This window comes from Paenibacillus sp. FSL W8-0426 (assembly GCF_037969725.1).
Taxonomy (GTDB): domain Bacteria; phylum Bacillota; class Bacilli; order Paenibacillales; family Paenibacillaceae; genus Paenibacillus; species Paenibacillus hubeiensis.
Window position 1 is genome coordinate 326778 of the sequence record NZ_CP150203.1, and the last position, 14411, is coordinate 341188.

Annotated in this window: 10 protein-coding genes, 7 tRNA genes and 3 rRNA genes; 17 read left to right on the forward strand and 3 right to left on the reverse strand. The window is 50.6% G+C overall.

Annotated features, from left to right (window positions below):
- The first annotated feature begins 96 nt into the window (after window positions 1-96).
- Window positions 97-876 (forward strand): AraC family transcriptional regulator, encoded by a 780-nt coding sequence (locus MKY59_RS01460; RefSeq protein WP_236420277.1) that lies wholly within the window; start codon window positions 97-99, stop codon window positions 874-876.
- Window positions 877-931: 55 nt separating this feature from the next.
- Here the strand turns inward: MKY59_RS01460 and MKY59_RS01465 are convergent, their stop codons facing one another.
- A complete protein-coding gene (locus MKY59_RS01465) occupies window positions 932-1612 on the reverse strand; it encodes a phosphatase PAP2 family protein (protein WP_236420276.1) in 681 nt (226 codons plus the stop codon).
- Between the two features lie 301 nt (window positions 1613-1913).
- On the opposite strand from MKY59_RS01465, the gene MKY59_RS01470 reads away from it, so the two are divergent.
- The 3 genes from MKY59_RS01470 (at window position 1914) to MKY59_RS01480 (ending at window position 3591) form a co-directional block, all read left to right on the forward strand.
- On the forward strand, window positions 1914-2699 hold the full coding sequence (locus MKY59_RS01470; RefSeq protein ID WP_339275652.1) for a CPBP family intramembrane glutamic endopeptidase: 786 nt from the start codon (window positions 1914-1916) through the stop codon (window positions 2697-2699).
- Between the two features lie 357 nt (window positions 2700-3056).
- Complete coding sequence (locus tag MKY59_RS01475; RefSeq protein WP_236420274.1) at window positions 3057-3257, forward strand: cold-shock protein; 201 nt, start codon at window positions 3057-3059, stop codon at window positions 3255-3257.
- A 115-nt stretch (window positions 3258-3372) separates the two neighbouring features.
- Entirely contained in the window at window positions 3373-3591 is a 219-nt protein-coding gene (locus MKY59_RS01480) for a cold-shock protein (protein WP_236420273.1), read from the forward strand.
- A gap of 161 nt (window positions 3592-3752) precedes the next feature.
- Here the strand turns inward: MKY59_RS01480 and MKY59_RS01485 are convergent, their stop codons facing one another.
- Window positions 3753-4109, reverse strand: a complete 357-nt coding sequence (locus tag MKY59_RS01485; protein ID WP_339275655.1) for a hypothetical protein — start codon at window positions 4107-4109, stop codon at window positions 3753-3755.
- 159 nt (window positions 4110-4268) lie between these two features.
- Between MKY59_RS01485 and MKY59_RS01490 the strand changes: the two genes are divergently transcribed.
- Window positions 4269-5012, forward strand: coding sequence for a class I SAM-dependent methyltransferase (locus MKY59_RS01490; protein WP_339275657.1), 744 nt, complete (start codon window positions 4269-4271; stop codon window positions 5010-5012).
- Between the two features lie 136 nt (window positions 5013-5148).
- On the opposite strand, the gene MKY59_RS01495 is transcribed toward MKY59_RS01490, so the two are convergent.
- The gene (locus tag MKY59_RS01495) at window positions 5149-5793 is read right to left on the reverse strand and encodes a GntR family transcriptional regulator (RefSeq protein ID WP_236420270.1); all 645 of its coding nucleotides are present in this window, start codon (window positions 5791-5793) and stop codon (window positions 5149-5151) included.
- A gap of 278 nt (window positions 5794-6071) precedes the next feature.
- Between MKY59_RS01495 and rocD the strand changes: the two genes are divergently transcribed.
- From rocD to MKY59_RS01555, 12 genes are all read left to right on the forward strand, one after another.
- Complete coding sequence (gene rocD / locus MKY59_RS01500; protein WP_339275659.1) at window positions 6072-7268, forward strand: ornithine--oxo-acid transaminase; 1197 nt, start codon at window positions 6072-6074, stop codon at window positions 7266-7268.
- Between the two features lie 64 nt (window positions 7269-7332).
- Entirely contained in the window at window positions 7333-8295 is a 963-nt protein-coding gene (rocF, locus tag MKY59_RS01505; RefSeq protein ID WP_339275661.1) for an arginase, read from the forward strand.
- 532 nt (window positions 8296-8827) lie between these two features.
- Window positions 8828-10379: ribosomal RNA gene (locus tag MKY59_RS01510) — 16S ribosomal RNA — on the forward strand.
- Between the two features lie 229 nt (window positions 10380-10608).
- A 23S ribosomal RNA gene (locus MKY59_RS01515) occupies window positions 10609-13534 on the forward strand.
- A 76-nt stretch (window positions 13535-13610) separates the two neighbouring features.
- Window positions 13611-13727: ribosomal RNA gene (rrf, locus tag MKY59_RS01520) — 5S ribosomal RNA — on the forward strand.
- The 16S, 23S and 5S rRNA genes sit together here with 7 tRNA genes alongside, the layout of an rRNA operon.
- 48 nt (window positions 13728-13775) lie before the next feature.
- A tRNA-Ile gene (locus MKY59_RS01525) sits at window positions 13776-13852 on the forward strand.
- Window positions 13853-13886: 34 nt separating this feature from the next.
- Window positions 13887-13962: transfer RNA gene (locus tag MKY59_RS01530), tRNA-Ala, on the forward strand.
- Window position 13963: 1 nt separating this feature from the next.
- Window positions 13964-14039: transfer RNA gene (locus MKY59_RS01535), tRNA-Asn, on the forward strand.
- Window positions 14040-14043: 4 nt separating this feature from the next.
- Window positions 14044-14135, forward strand: a tRNA-Ser gene (locus tag MKY59_RS01540).
- 15 nt (window positions 14136-14150) lie between these two features.
- Window positions 14151-14222, forward strand: a tRNA-Glu gene (locus tag MKY59_RS01545).
- A gap of 9 nt (window positions 14223-14231) precedes the next feature.
- Window positions 14232-14307, forward strand: a tRNA-Val gene (locus MKY59_RS01550).
- 16 nt (window positions 14308-14323) lie between these two features.
- Window positions 14324-14397: transfer RNA gene (locus MKY59_RS01555), tRNA-Met, on the forward strand.
- Window positions 14398-14411 lie beyond the last annotated feature (14 nt).

A 14411-nucleotide genomic window follows, 5' to 3' on the forward strand; every position in this document is an offset into this window, starting at 1 on the left:
ATCCTTTGCTTATAGGGTCATTGTAGCGTTTTCTGTCGAATCCGAATATGAACTATAGTACAATGATTGGAGTATAGTCCAATGGCGAGGTGTTTTATGATTACCCCACTAGAAGTGCGGCACATCAACAGTGTCGGCTGGTACGAAAAGGGCGTGCCATCAAGGGGGACTTGGCGGCTCAGCTTGGTCACCTATGGAAAATGTGTATATTGGGTGAACGGCGAGAAACAGATCATGGAAAAGGGAGAACTGCTGCTGATCCCGGAGAGCGTATCTTACTACGGCAAAAGCATCCCGACCGTTACCCACACCCAGATTGTCGTCCATTTGCAATGTCCTGCTTCCGGTGAATTGCCGATGTTGGAACAACCGGAAACGCTGCGGCATAAACCGGGCTGCTATGAACTTATCCTGGAACGCATGAAAACGATTCTCCAGCAGTGGCAGGAACGGCCATCTTATTATGTCATGATGAGCCAAGCCTTATTGACGGAAGTGTTAATTTACGTGAATCGGGAAGTGGACCGGGGCGTGATCCCGCCCGAGAAACATGTGCATGCGGAGCGGATGAAACGATACATCGAACGGCATTATCGCGAAAAGGTGACCAAAGAGGAGCTCGGGGATGCAATCGGCCGGACGCCCAATTATGCGGCGGCATTATTCAAAAGCATGACGAATCAAACGATCAGTCAGTACGTGCATGATCAGCGGATGAAACGGGCCATGTACATGTTGACGGAGTCCCGGCTCTCCGTGCAGGAAATTTCCGAGTTTCTCGGCTACCGGGACCTCTCTTATTTTTACCGCATATTCAAACGCCTTACGGGAACATCCCCATCAGACCTGTTGCAGGAACGCCCGCCAACGATATAAGAGATGATTGCATAAAAAAAGAGGGCATATCGCCCTCGCAAATCATGAATTCGTATTACGCACTGCCGCTTGTACTCTTTGTCCCCGACGCACCAAGCGGTTGCTTGGCTGTTTTTTGTGCGCGCTCTTTGCGGCCGGCAAAAGCATGGACCGCCCAATAGGCCGCTTCCGCGAACGCGATGCCTCCGGCTACGTCCAGCAGGGAGTGCTGCTTCACGAACACGGTCGATGCAATGATGAGCCATAGCCACACTGACCAGGAGATTTTGGCCAGCGGTTTGAACGTAAGATGCCGTTGAACGATGATGAACAGCAGATAGCTGGTCAACACGTGAACGCTCGGAAAACAGTTGTATGGAGCGTCATTGCTGTAAATGAACTGTACCAGCAAACTGCTGAGGTCGCTGCCCTCCACAACCGGACGGGGAACGTGCGTAGGAAAGACCGCGAAACAGATGTTTGCGGCAATCACGCCAACGTTATACGTGAACAACGCTCGCCAGAACAGGGATTTGTTGGTTATGCCCAGATACAAAAAGCCTAGATACAGGATTGGCATCCAGCTTACGTACGGATATATGAATTCTTTGATAAACGGAATTTTAGTATCGATCAACGCATAATTGTAAAAGACATCGCTGCCTGTATTCCTGCCCAGCAGGACGTAGATGGAGCCCTGAAGCGGAACGCAAAGGATCGCAAGCAAGTGCCACCAGCGCTTAAAGAGTGCTTTCATGAATTACCCCCTGATTGTTTTTCTGAATGAACCATGAATCCTGATGTGTCTTCTGCCTAAGAAGACGTTTGGAAACGGCGTCAACCCTGCATCCGTATCATTATTTTATGTGAAATGGCTTGAAGGGCAATGAATCTTACCTGATTTTAGGGTAATCACGTCCCAAGAAAGTCTCTATTTTGTTACTTTTGCAGTTTAATCCAATCTACGATATACATATTGTGGAATATGTGGTACAAATATTGTTGGTTATCAATTCGCATGACAACGAAAAAAGAAAACGAAATGGGGAAGAATTTTTATGTTGGTTTCCCAGTCCCAAGACAGTGAATCTTTTTCCGGGCGCAGGCCCATACTCGCTGTGGTCATTATCGAATTGCTTCTGCTGCTGGCTGTTTTTGCCGCCGGGGCCGTCGCTACCATTCGGGAAATGGACTATACCGCGCCTGTATGGATGTCTTTCACGCCGATCGCGGTCGTGCTGATAATCTATTTGACGTTCCGGCGCAGATGGGGTTTGATCGGATTTCGCTCGTTGCGAACGATTTCGGCCCGGCAGTGGATGTATTATATCCCGCTGCTCCTTCTGCTGGGCACGCTGCTTTTGAAGGGGTTCGGAGAATTGACCCTTTCCAAATCGGTCTTTTTTATTTTCTTTACCTTGTTGGTCGCTTTCGTTGAAGAAACGATTTATCGGGGATTGATTTTTACGATCTTGTTGCGCAAAAGCGTAGTCGCGGCTACAGTTGTTTCCAGCGTTCTGTTCTCCGTTACGCATATCATGAACGCCATGTCGGGCCAGAGTCTGGGCGATACCCTGCTGCAACTGGTATATGCATTGTTGGTCGGAGTGGTTCTTGCCCTGCTTATGAGTCTGAACGGGAATATTTGGCCGCTTATTTTTTTCCATTTTGTTCATAACCTGATTCAATTTCTGGGGGATGACCATCAAGGGGAAGGCTCGCTTCCTTACGATATTTTTGTTCTTGTTGTGTTGGCCGCTCACGCGATCTGGTTGGTGCTCCGCCTTCGGGCCGATTCTTCGAGCGTCAGTCAACCCAAACAGGGCCCTGCAATGATGAAGTAAAATCATCCTTTGGATATGCAGTTCAAAATTCGATCAGAAATAAATGTATAAATTGGTTTCGATCTGCATATCCTTTCATAAGACGAAGCGTGGTAAGCGCGCCGGTGACCTTTTCCGGGTTAGACGAATAACATGTATTTCCATAGCTGTTTGAAAACAAAATACAGGAATTGCTTTTTGGCAGAAGTAGAGGTATAATACAAGAAAGTTGATAAAAAGTGTCAAACCTAATTCACATATTGTAAAGGGCGATCACTTGGAAGTTATGACTGGTACCTTTTATAATGTGTGAATTTTTATTTGCTTGTGCAAAGAACAAAGGAACATGTTAATTTTTGATTTGGAGGTGTAATTCACATGCAAAACGGAACAGTTAAATGGTTCAACGCTGAGAAAGGCTTCGGTTTCATCGAAGTTGAAGGCGGAGAAGATGTATTCGTACACTTCAGCGCAATCCAAGGCGAAGGCTTCAAAACGCTGGACGAAGGTCAACAAGTGCAATTTAAAATTGTACAAGGAAACCGCGGTCCTCAAGCAGAAGAAGTTGTAAAACTGTAATTCAAGCATAGCTGCCCTTAACATGTTATAATGATTAAAGGCAGCTTTTCTTTTTTTGCTACTGTGAAATAACGTCTGCAGGATGTGTTTCCAATATCAAAAGGGGGTAGAAGTCATGTATAATCGCAAAAAACCGATTGAAGAGATTCCGCAAGCGGATGCGGCAATCTGGGAATGTACGAGCGATACGTGCAAAGGATGGATGCGGGACAATTTTGCGTTTGACAGCGTACCAACTTGTCCGATATGTACTTCTGAGATGGTTAGCACAACGAGAATGCTGCCATTGCTTGAGAATTCGACGAACCCTGCAAAGACAACGATGTCCAAGTGAAATCGGATATAGCATCGTTTTCTCACCTCTAGCGAGGTGTTTTTTTTATTGCTGGCGTGACCAACGATGATTCAAAGAAAAAGCATGGGCCCATCGCTAACGATGGAGACCATGCTTTTTTGATATTTTCAGGCTGGAATGGCGAGCGGGGAAGGCCGAGGTCAGATGAATAAGAACGGGATCAGCAGCAATGTGGCTACGAGTGCCAGGTCATAACCGGCCCCATATCCAGGTCCATAAGATCCGTAAGATCCATAAGGTCCATAACCATAAGGTCCGTAGGCCGAGGAATTCACTTTTTTCCCAGCCGTACGTTTTTTGCCGCTTTTGCGAAGTTGTTGTCCGGGTTTAACGGAAGACAAACGCGGACCTTCGAAGCAGTTGTTCAGGTAAACCTTTCCATCCCGAAAGCCGCCCAGTGCGCCATACATGTGCTTTCCGTCTTTCATAATGAGACAAACCGGACGTCCAATGTGCGGTGACACCGTCTCTTCGCAGATCGGATGAATTCTGTGCATGCATATCCTCCTTCGCGTTGCGAATTGCCGCCTGAAATCAACGGTTTGTATATCATAGTAAAAGCCGGCGGGATTGGTATGGGTGTGTACCCGTAAAACGTATGGGGATGTGCCGTTTTTGGCGTTGGTCCATACACTGGAGAGGAGGGGGATGAAGTTATGGACTATCATGATATGCTGGCAAAGCTTGGAGAGGGGAGTGCTCATCCTGGGGGATTTGCGGCAACGGTCCAACTGCTTCGTTCGTTGTCGCTGCCTGCGCATGGAAGTGTGCTTGAAGTTGGGTGTGGAACAGGACGGACGGCGTGTTTGCTTGATCGGGCGGGATATCGGGTTACGGCCGTGGACCGGCATCGAGGGATGCTGGAGAAAGCGGTAAGGCGTGCGAGGCGAGAGCGGCGTCATATCCGTTTTGTTCAAGCTGATGGCGAAGCATTGCCTTTTCCGGATGACAGTTTCGATATCGTATTTGTGGAGTCGGTCACGATTTTTATGCGGCGCCGCCGCGCCCTGTCCGAGTATAGGAGGGTACTGAGGCCGGACGGTCTGCTGATTGATCGGGAAATGACTTTGTCCGGAAGCAGATCCGATAAAATGTCGGAGGAACTGAAGCGGTTTTTCGGGTTAAGAACGCTCGCTACGGTGACCAGATGGAAGGAGTACTTTAAGGAAGCCGGGTTCGAAACGGTGAAGGTGCTTGAACGTTCTTCCTCAATTGGAAGGTGGAGAATCGACCATGATCCCCTGCGGGAGATGGACCCGGATCTGTATGAAGACGTGCAGATGAAGAGAATGAGTCGCCTCAATGACCGGCTGCTTGCGAAGTATGGCAGGCGCCTGGGTTATGCCGTATTTGCTGCGAGTGCGCCAGTAGTGGACGATTACATGAATGCAAAACAATGAAGTTTTCAATAAGAACATTCTTGGTATAAAAGATAAAAGGCATTCCAACCGTATTGGGCTCTGTCCTGTTGTAACTAACAGACGAGGAGCTTCAGCGGCTGGAATGCTTTTTTATATGGTCTAGTTATGCGCGGGATTACAACATGTCGTTATCGATGATACGCCAGTGATGCTTCAGCAAGGATTCCAATAAAGGTTTATCCTTGTCTTTGAATGCGTCCAAAATGTGGCGATGCTCTTCATTGACTTCGCGGAGTATGCTGAAGAGTCTGTTCTTGTCCTCGCTTGCATAAGACTGCCTGATAAATCCGTTTTTCAGCATGTTCAGCATTTCGATCACGGTAGCGTTGCCGCAGCGCTGAATGTACAAATGGTGGAACTGGTACTGATCTTTATTGTAGGCCGGAAGATTGAGCTTGGCGATATCTTCGTCCATTCTTGCGATCAAGGCCTCCATTTCAAGCAAATCGGCATGGGTTAACTGGTCTGCCGCCAGAGTTCCGGCAAGTGCCTCCAATGCTCCGATGGCTTGGGAGAATTCAAGCTTTTTGGCGGCATCGAAGGGCGTGACGATGAATCCTCTGCGCGGGATGTATTGCAGAAGGTTATCCGATGCGAGTTGGAACAATGCCTCCCTTGTCGGAGTTCGGCTGATGTCGAGTTTCTTGCAGATCTCCGCTTCATTGATTTTCTGATTAGGGAGCAATGCGCCGTTCTGTATTTTTTCGGCGATATATTCGTAGACATGGTCTTTCAAGGACCGGTATTTGGGTACGTTCATATCGAATCCCCTTCCATGAACCGTGATATTGTGATATGCGCATGGGCACAGAGCCCGGTGCAGTGTCCGTTCGAGTGGCTGAAGTTTAAATCATATTAACACCGGGACTGGAGTTGGGCAAGCGGGCAGAGCGGTCAAGGGAGCTCTACTCAGGCTGAGGATTATGGAATCAGTAGGCTATGGCATAAAAAAGGCGAAGGAGTCGTAATCCGGCGAGGCACAGCATACATTGATATTGTATTTTGTATACAAATCAACAAAAGTTGGTGATGGGACATATGTCAACATCAGAAGTGTTTATTCATTGGTCTGAGAAGCACGCTGCGCCTAACTATAACCCGCTCCCGATCGTCATCGACAAAGCGGAGGGGGTGTGGGTGGAGGATCCGGAAGGGCGTCGGTACATGGATATGTTGAGCGCATACTCGGCCATGAATCATGGCCACCGACACCCGACGATCGTGCAGGCGCTGAAAGAGCAAGTCGAGCGGGTCACGCTGACATCACGAGCATTCCACAGCAGTGCGGCTGCGACATTTTACCGAAAGCTGTCGGAGTTCACGGGCAAATCAAAAATTTTGGCGATGAATACCGGTGCCGAAGCGGTTGAAACGGCGATTAAGGCTGCACGCAGATGGGCTTACCGCGTCAAAGGCGTACCGGAAGATCAAGCTGAAATTATCGTTTGCTCAGGCAATTTTCACGGGCGGACCCTGACGGTAACTTCTTTTTCTTCTTCATCTTCATATAAAAAGGACTTTGGTCCGTTTACTCCAGGGTTTCGCATTGTTCCTTACGGTGACATCGAAGCGCTCAGGCAGGCCATTACGCCATATACGGCAGCATTTCTCGTAGAGCCCATTCAAGGAGAAGCGGGGATTGTTATACCGCCTGACGGGTATTTATCGCAGGCGATGGCATTGTGTCAGGCGCAGAACGTTCTGCTGATGGCCGACGAAATCCAGACCGGATTCGGCAGAACAGGCCGGAGGTTTGCGTCGGATTGGGAGGGGGTGGAGCCGGATCTATGGATTATGGGCAAAGCGCTGGGGGGAGGCGTTATGCCTATCTCCGCCGTAGCCGGCGAGTCCGAAATTTTGGATCTGTTCGAGCCGGGTTCGCATGGGTCGACGTTTGGCGGCAACCCGCTTGCTTGCGCGGTGGCCGTTGCCGCCCTGCAAGTATATGAAAACGAGAGGTTGGCAGAGCGATCAGAGCGCTTGGGGAACTATTTTATGAAGCGGCTCCAGAGTGTCCGGAATCGATGGATTCGCGAAATACGCGGAAGAGGTCTATTCATTGGAATGGAGCTGCATGCTCCTGCGCGTCCGTTCTGTGAAAAATTGATGCGTTCCGGTTTATTGTGCAAAGAAACGCATGAAACGACGATTCGGTTCGCCCCGCCGCTGACGATCAGGGAGTCGGAAATCGATTGGGCTGTGGAGCGGATTGAACGGGCTTTTGTTAACGCATAGATTGGGGATGGGAAGAGAACGCCGCTTATTACTTCTAATAATGAAGAACAAGGAGGCAGCTTCCATGGGGGAAGAGCATGTTGAACGATGTCAGGAACTCGAAAAGCCGGGAACATCGGTACGATCGGCTGTCCGGCAGATTGCCGTCGTTAAGGTGCCCTTCGGTCTTGGTGGCGCGCAAAGGGGAGCGGAGTTCGGGCCCGGCGAATTGATCGCCGCCGGATTGAAGCGGGAATTGGAGTGGTTGGGTTATGTGGTTTCTGAAGAGATACGAGTGGATTGTCTGATGGAGAGTTCCGCAAAGCCTGGCCAGAATGGTACAAAGTATCTGGCTGAGGTGGAGCAGATGAGCAGAAATGTGTGCGCCGCAGTTTCCGGCGCCGTGACCAGAGGTTCCTTCCCGCTTGTCCTTGGCGGAGATCACAGCGTTGCAATCGGCACGATCGCCGGATTGACCGCAAAATATGCGAAGCTGGGAGTCATATGGTTTGATGCCCATGCGGACATAAATACGGAGAAGGCAAGTCTGTCAGGAAACATGCACGGCATGGGTTTGGCCGCGGCATTGGGCCATTCGTCTTTTAATATATCCCGTATCCCTGGAGCCGGACCGTTCATCGATCATACAAACCTTGTATATGTAGGTTTAAGAGATCTGGACGAGTATGAAAAAGAAAAGATCGGGGAGCTTGGAATCCTAAGCTTCACCTTACGAGATATCGATCGAATGGGCATTCAGCATGTCGTTGAACAGGCGTTGTCCGCGGCCGGAAACGGCACGGACGGCATTCATGTCAGTTTTGACATGGACTGCCTGGATCCCAGTGAGGCGCCTGGCGTGGGTACTCCCGTACCGGGTGGATTGAGTGGTCGTGAGGCTCATTTTGCGCTGGAACTGCTGGCCGCAACGAATCGGGTAACTTCTATGGAGTTAGTCGAGGTAAACCCGTTTTATGACATCGACAGGCAAACTGCAAGACTGGGTGTTGAATTGATTGCTTCTATATTAGGTAAACGAGTATTGTAGAGATTGCGCATGGGTAAGGAAAGCGATCGGAGACAAGGCCGGATATGATGTTTCCTTCGAAGAAGCGGATGTCCGGCCAAACCGGATCATTTCAATAGAAGGTGAGTACGAGTCGTTTCAGTGATCGGAAATATGGAGGGGAACTCTTTTTGAAAAAAACACTTGCATAATATTTATGTACATGGTATATTCTAATTCCGGCCAAGAAAACACCGAGAAACACACGGTGCGGCAAGCAAAGCAAATAAGCTTCGAAAAAAGAAACTTAAAAAAACACTTGCAAAGTTGGTTCGGATGTGATAAGATATAAGAGTTGCTAAGGACAACGACTTAGTGACGAAAACGAAGTTTGATCTTTGAAAACTGAACAACGAGTGAGTAATGCGAGGGTTTTTGGTGCATGTCGTATGACTGTATAAAAACCGGAGCGATATTGAGATATTTTATCTCGTCAGATTCAAATGAGCTAATCGCTCTTTTCAATACCTCAGATGATTTTCATCACGATTAACCTCGTGACCGAGATTCATCTTTATTGGAGAGTTTGATCCTGGCTCAGGACGAACGCTGGCGGCATGCCTAATACATGCAAGTCGAGCGGACTTGATGAGAAGCTTGCTTCTCTGATAGTTAGCGGCGGACGGGTGAGTAACACGTAGGCAACCTGCCCTCAAGCTTGGGACAACTACCGGAAACGGTAGCTAATACCGAATACTTGTTTTCTTCGCCTGGAGGAAGCTGGAAAGACGGAGCAATCTGTCACTTGAGGATGGGCCTGCGGCGCATTAGCTAGTTGGTGAGGTAACGGCTCACCAAGGCGACGATGCGTAGCCGACCTGAGAGGGTGATCGGCCACACTGGGACTGAGACACGGCCCAGACTCCTACGGGAGGCAGCAGTAGGGAATCTTCCGCAATGGGCGAAAGCCTGACGGAGCAATGCCGCGTGAGTGATGAAGGTTTTCGGATCGTAAAGCTCTGTTGCCAGGGAAGAACGCTTGGGAGAGTAACTGCTCTCAAGGTGACGGTACCTGAGAAGAAAGCCCCGGCTAACTACGTGCCAGCAGCCGCGGTAATACGTAGGGGGCAAGCGTTGTCCGGAATTATTGGGCGTAAAGCGCGCGCAGGCGGTCATTTAAGTCTGGTGTTTAATCCCGGGGCTCAACCCCGGATCGCACTGGAAACTGGATGACTTGAGTGCAGAAGAGGAGAGTGGAATTCCACGTGTAGCGGTGAAATGCGTAGAGATGTGGAGGAACACCAGTGGCGAAGGCGACTCTCTGGGCTGTAACTGACGCTGAGGCGCGAAAGCGTGGGGAGCAAACAGGATTAGATACCCTGGTAGTCCACGCCGTAAACGATGAATGCTAGGTGTTAGGGGTTTCGATACCCTTGGTGCCGAAGTTAACACATTAAGCATTCCGCCTGGGGAGTACGGTCGCAAGACTGAAACTCAAAGGAATTGACGGGGACCCGCACAAGCAGTGGAGTATGTGGTTTAATTCGAAGCAACGCGAAGAACCTTACCAGGTCTTGACATCCCTCTGACCGGTACAGAGATGTACCTTTCCTTCGGGACAGAGGAGACAGGTGGTGCATGGTTGTCGTCAGCTCGTGTCGTGAGATGTTGGGTTAAGTCCCGCAACGAGCGCAACCCTTGATCTTAGTTGCCAGCACTTCGGGTGGGCACTCTAAGGTGACTGCCGGTGACAAACCGGAGGAAGGTGGGGATGACGTCAAATCATCATGCCCCTTATGACCTGGGCTACACACGTACTACAATGGCCGGTACAACGGGCCGCGAAGCCGCGAGGTGGAGCTAATCCTAAAAAGCCGGTCTCAGTTCGGATTGCAGGCTGCAACTCGCCTGCATGAAGTCGGAATTGCTAGTAATCGCGGATCAGCATGCCGCGGTGAATACGTTCCCGGGTCTTGTACACACCGCCCGTCACACCACGAGAGTTTACAACACCCGAAGTCGGTGGGGTAACCGCAAGGAGCCAGCCGCCGAAGGTGGGGTAGATGATTGGGGTGAAGTCGTAACAAGGTAGCCGTATCGGAAGGTGCGGCTGGATCACCTCCTTTCTATGGAGAATCGTCTTCTGCGATGAAGACATTCAAATTTAAAATCTAGCCAGGTCGGCTAGTTACTCACTCGTTGCTCAGTTTTGAGAGTTCAAACTCTCATGATTGTTCCTTGAAAACTGGATATCGAAACGAAAAATGCGAATTAGAACATTCCTTTTAGCTGAACTTGTGTCAAAACAAGTTTCAATAAAACGGTAGATTGCATCTTACTCTTTATGAGTAACATGGTTAAGCTACTAAGAGCACACGGAGGATGCCTAGGCGCTAGGAGCCGATGAAGGACGTGGCGAACAACGATACTGCCTCGGGGAGCTGTAAGCAAGCTTTGATCCGGGGATGTCCGAATGGGGAAACCCAGCTGGCGTAATACCCAGTTACTCTTGTCTGAATACATAGGGCAGGAGAGGCATACCAGGGGAACTGAAACATCTAAGTACCCTGAGGAAGAGAAAACAATAGTGATTCCGTCAGTAGCGGCGAGCGAACGCGGAACAGCCCAAACCAGAGAGCTTGCTCTCTGGGGTTGTGGGACGTCTCACATGGAGTTACAAAGGAGCCGGTTAAACGAAGAGGTCTGGAAAGGCCCGCCATAGAAGGTAAAAGCCCTGTAATTGAAAGTCTGCTCCCTCCGAGACGGATCCCGAGTAGTGCGGGGCACGTGAAACCCCGTATGAATCCGGCAGGACCATCTGCCAAGGCTAAATACTTCCTAGCGACCGATAGTGAAGCAGTACCGTGAGGGAAAGGTGAAAAGCACCCCGGAAGGGGAGTGAAATAGAACCTGAAACCGTGTGCTTACAAGAAGTCAGAGCCCATTTTAGGGGTGATGGCGTGCCTTTTGTAGAATGAACCGGCGAGTTACGTTCCCGTGCAAGGTTAAGGTGAGAAGCCGGAGCCGCAGCGAAAGCGAGTCTGAATAGGGCGACATAGTACGTGGACGTAGACCCGAAACCGGGTGATCTACCCCTGTCCAGGGTGAAGGTGCGGTAACACGCACTGGAGGCCCGAACCCACGCACGTTGAAAAGTGCGGGGATGAGGTGGGGGTAGCGGAGAAATTCCAATCGAACTCGGAGATAGCTGGTTCTCCCCGAAATAGCTTTAGGGCTAGCCTCGGAAAACAGAGTCGTGGAGGTAGAGCACTGATTGGGTGCGGGGCCCGCAAGGGTTACCAAGCTCAGTCAAACTCCGAATGCCATAGACTTACTTCCGGGAGTCAGACAGTGAGTGCTAAGATCCATTGTCAAAAGGGAAACAGCCCAGACCATCAGCTAAGGTCCCCAAGTGTGTGTTAAGTGGGAAAGGATGTGGAGTTGCACAGACAACCAGGATGTTGGCTTAGAAGCAGCCACCATTGAAAGAGTGCGTAATAGCTCACTGGTCGAGTGACTCTGCGCCGAAAATGTAACGGGGCTAAACACACCACCGAAGCTATGGCTTGATCTTATGATCAGGGGTAGGGGAGCGTTGTATAAGGGTTGAAGGTGTACCGTAAGGAGCGCTGGACATTATACAAGTGAGAATGCCGGTATGAGTAACGAAAAGATCAGTGAGAATCTGATCCGCCGAAAGCCTAAGGGTTCCTGAGGAAGGTTCGTCCGCTCAGGGTAAGTCGGGACCTAAGGCGAGGCCGAAAGGCGTAGTCGAAGGACAACAGGTCGAAATTCCTGTACCACCGTAAATCGTTACGAGCGATGGGGGGACGCAGTAGGGTAGTGACGCAGGCTGATGGATGCCTGTCCAAGCAGTGAGGCTGGTTAGTAGGCAAATCCGCTAACCATAAGGCAGAGCTGTGATGGGGAGTGAAAATTACAGTAGCGAAGGTCATGATCTCACACTGCCAAGAAAAGCCTCTAGCCAGATGAAGGTGCCCGTACCGCAAACCGACACAGGTAGGCGAGAAGAGAATTCTAAGGCGCGCGGAAGAACTCTCGTTAAGGAACTCGGCAAAATGACCCCGTAACTTCGGGAGAAGGGGTGCCCCGGTAGTGTGAATAGCACGAGGGGGCCGCAGTGAAAAGGCCCAAGCGACTGTTTAGCAAAAACACAGGTCTGTGCGAAGCCGTAAGGCGAAGTATACGGGCTGACGCCTGCCCGGTGCTGGAAGGTTAAGGGGAGCGGTTAGGGAGCAATCCCGAAGCTGTGAACCGAAGCCCCAGTAAACGGCGGCCGTAACTATAACGGTCCTAAGGTAGCGAAATTCCTTGTCAGGTAAATTCTGACCCGCACGAATGGCGTAACGACTTGGGCGCTGTCTCAACGAGAGATCCGGTGAAATTTTAATACCTGTGAAGATGCAGGTTACCCGCGACAAGACGGAAAGACCCCATGGAGCTTTACTGCAGCTTGATATTGAATTTGGGTACGATCTGTACAGGATAGGTGGGAGCCTGAGAAGCATGAGCGCCAGCTTGTGTGGAGGCACCGTTGGGATACCACCCTGATCGTATCTAGGTTCTAACCTGGTGCCCTGATCGGGTACGGGGACAGTGTCAGGTGGGCAGTTTGACTGGGGCGGTCGCCTCCTAAAGAGTAACGGAGGCGCCCAAAGGTTCCCTCAGAATGGTTGGAAATCATTCGAAGAGTGCAAAGGCATAAGGGAGCTTGACTGCGAGACCTACAAGTCGAGCAGGGACGAAAGTCGGGCTTAGTGATCCGGTGGTACCGCATGGAAGGGCCATCGCTCAACGGATAAAAGCTACCCTGGGGATAACAGGCTTATCTCCCCCAAGAGTCCACATCGACGGGGAGGTTTGGCACCTCGATGTCGGCTCATCGCATCCTGGGGCTGAAGTAGGTCCCAAGGGTTGGGCTGTTCGCCCATTAAAGCGGTACGCGAGCTGGGTTCAGAACGTCGTGAGACAGTTCGGTCCCTATCTGTCGTGGGCGTAGGAAATTTGAGAGGAGCTGTCCTTAGTACGAGAGGACCGGGATGGACGTACCGCTGGTGTACCAGTTGTTCCGCCAGGAGCACCGCTGGGTAGCTATGTACGGACGGGATAAGCGCTGAAAGCATCTAAGCGTGAAGCCCCCCTCAAGATGAGATTTCCCAATTAGTAAGACCCCTTGAAGACGACGAGGTAGATAGGCTGGGGGTGGAAGTGCAGCAATGCATGGAGCTGACCAGTACTAATCGGTCGAGGGCTTATCCAAAGAAATGCAGGTTCTAAGATCGCAAGTTTCGTTTCGAATCCAGTTTTCAGAGAGCAATCTCTGAACTGAAAAATCGTTTGGTGGCGATGGCGGAGGGGTTCCACACGTTCCCATCCCGAACACGACCGTTAAGCCCTCTAGCGCCGATGGTACTTGGACCGCAGGGTCCTGGGAGAGTAGGAAGCCGCCAAGCGAAACCCTTTCGGGTATTGAAATACTTCGAAGGTCTTGAATATAATTTGGGCCCTTAGCTCAGTTGGTTAGAGCGCACCTCTGATAAGGGTGAGGTCGGTGGTTCGAGTCCACCAGGGCCCACCATTTAACTTACAAATCAATAAATCCTACATATCATGGGGCCATAGCTCAGCTGGGAGAGCGCCTGCCTTGCAAGCAGGAGGTCAGCGGTTCGATCCCGCTTGGCTCCACCATTCCCTGATAGCTCAGTTGGTAGAGCACTCGACTGTTAATCGAGTTGTCACAGGTTCGAGTCCTGTTCGGGGAGCCATTATGGAGAGGTGTCCGAGTTGGCCGAAGGAGCACGATTGGAAATCGTGTAGGCGCCAAAAGCGTCTCGAGGGTTCGAATCCCTCTCTCTCCGCCAGCTTGGTTTTATTGAGGCCCGTTGGTCAAGGGGTTAAGACACCTCCCTTTCACGGAGGTAACAGGGGTTCGAATCCCCTACGGGTCATAGTAGTATGGAGGCTTAGCTCAGCTGGGAGAGCATCTGCCTTACAAGCAGAGGGTCGGGGGTTCGATCCCCTCAGCCTCCACCATATATTTTTTTAACGACGCGGGGTGGAGCAGCCCGGTAGCTCGTCGGGCTCATAACCCGAAGGCCGCAGGTTCAAATCCTGCCCCCGCAATTGAACTTATTTTA

What these genes read in the sequence shown, in the direction of transcription:
- rocF (WP_339275661.1), top strand. Translation starts at nt 7,333, where the DNA reads ATGGGGGAAGAGCATGTTGAACGATGTCAGGAACTCGAAAAGCCGGGA.
- MKY59_RS01490 (WP_339275657.1), top strand. Translation starts at nt 4,269, where the DNA reads ATGGACTATCATGATATGCTGGCAAAGCTTGGAGAGGGGAGTGCTCAT.
- rocD (WP_339275659.1), top strand. Translation starts at nt 6,072, where the DNA reads ATGTCAACATCAGAAGTGTTTATTCATTGGTCTGAGAAGCACGCTGCG.
- MKY59_RS01495 (WP_236420270.1), bottom strand. Translation starts at nt 5,793, where the DNA reads ATGAACGTACCCAAATACCGGTCCTTGAAAGACCATGTCTACGAATAT.
- MKY59_RS01470 (WP_339275652.1), top strand. Translation starts at nt 1,914, where the DNA reads ATGTTGGTTTCCCAGTCCCAAGACAGTGAATCTTTTTCCGGGCGCAGG.
- MKY59_RS01475 (WP_236420274.1), top strand. Translation starts at nt 3,057, where the DNA reads ATGCAAAACGGAACAGTTAAATGGTTCAACGCTGAGAAAGGCTTCGGT.
- MKY59_RS01480 (WP_236420273.1), top strand. Translation starts at nt 3,373, where the DNA reads ATGTATAATCGCAAAAAACCGATTGAAGAGATTCCGCAAGCGGATGCG.
- MKY59_RS01485 (WP_339275655.1), bottom strand. Translation starts at nt 4,109, where the DNA reads ATGCACAGAATTCATCCGATCTGCGAAGAGACGGTGTCACCGCACATT.
- MKY59_RS01465 (WP_236420276.1), bottom strand. Translation starts at nt 1,612, where the DNA reads ATGAAAGCACTCTTTAAGCGCTGGTGGCACTTGCTTGCGATCCTTTGC.
- MKY59_RS01460 (WP_236420277.1), top strand. Translation starts at nt 97, where the DNA reads ATGATTACCCCACTAGAAGTGCGGCACATCAACAGTGTCGGCTGGTAC.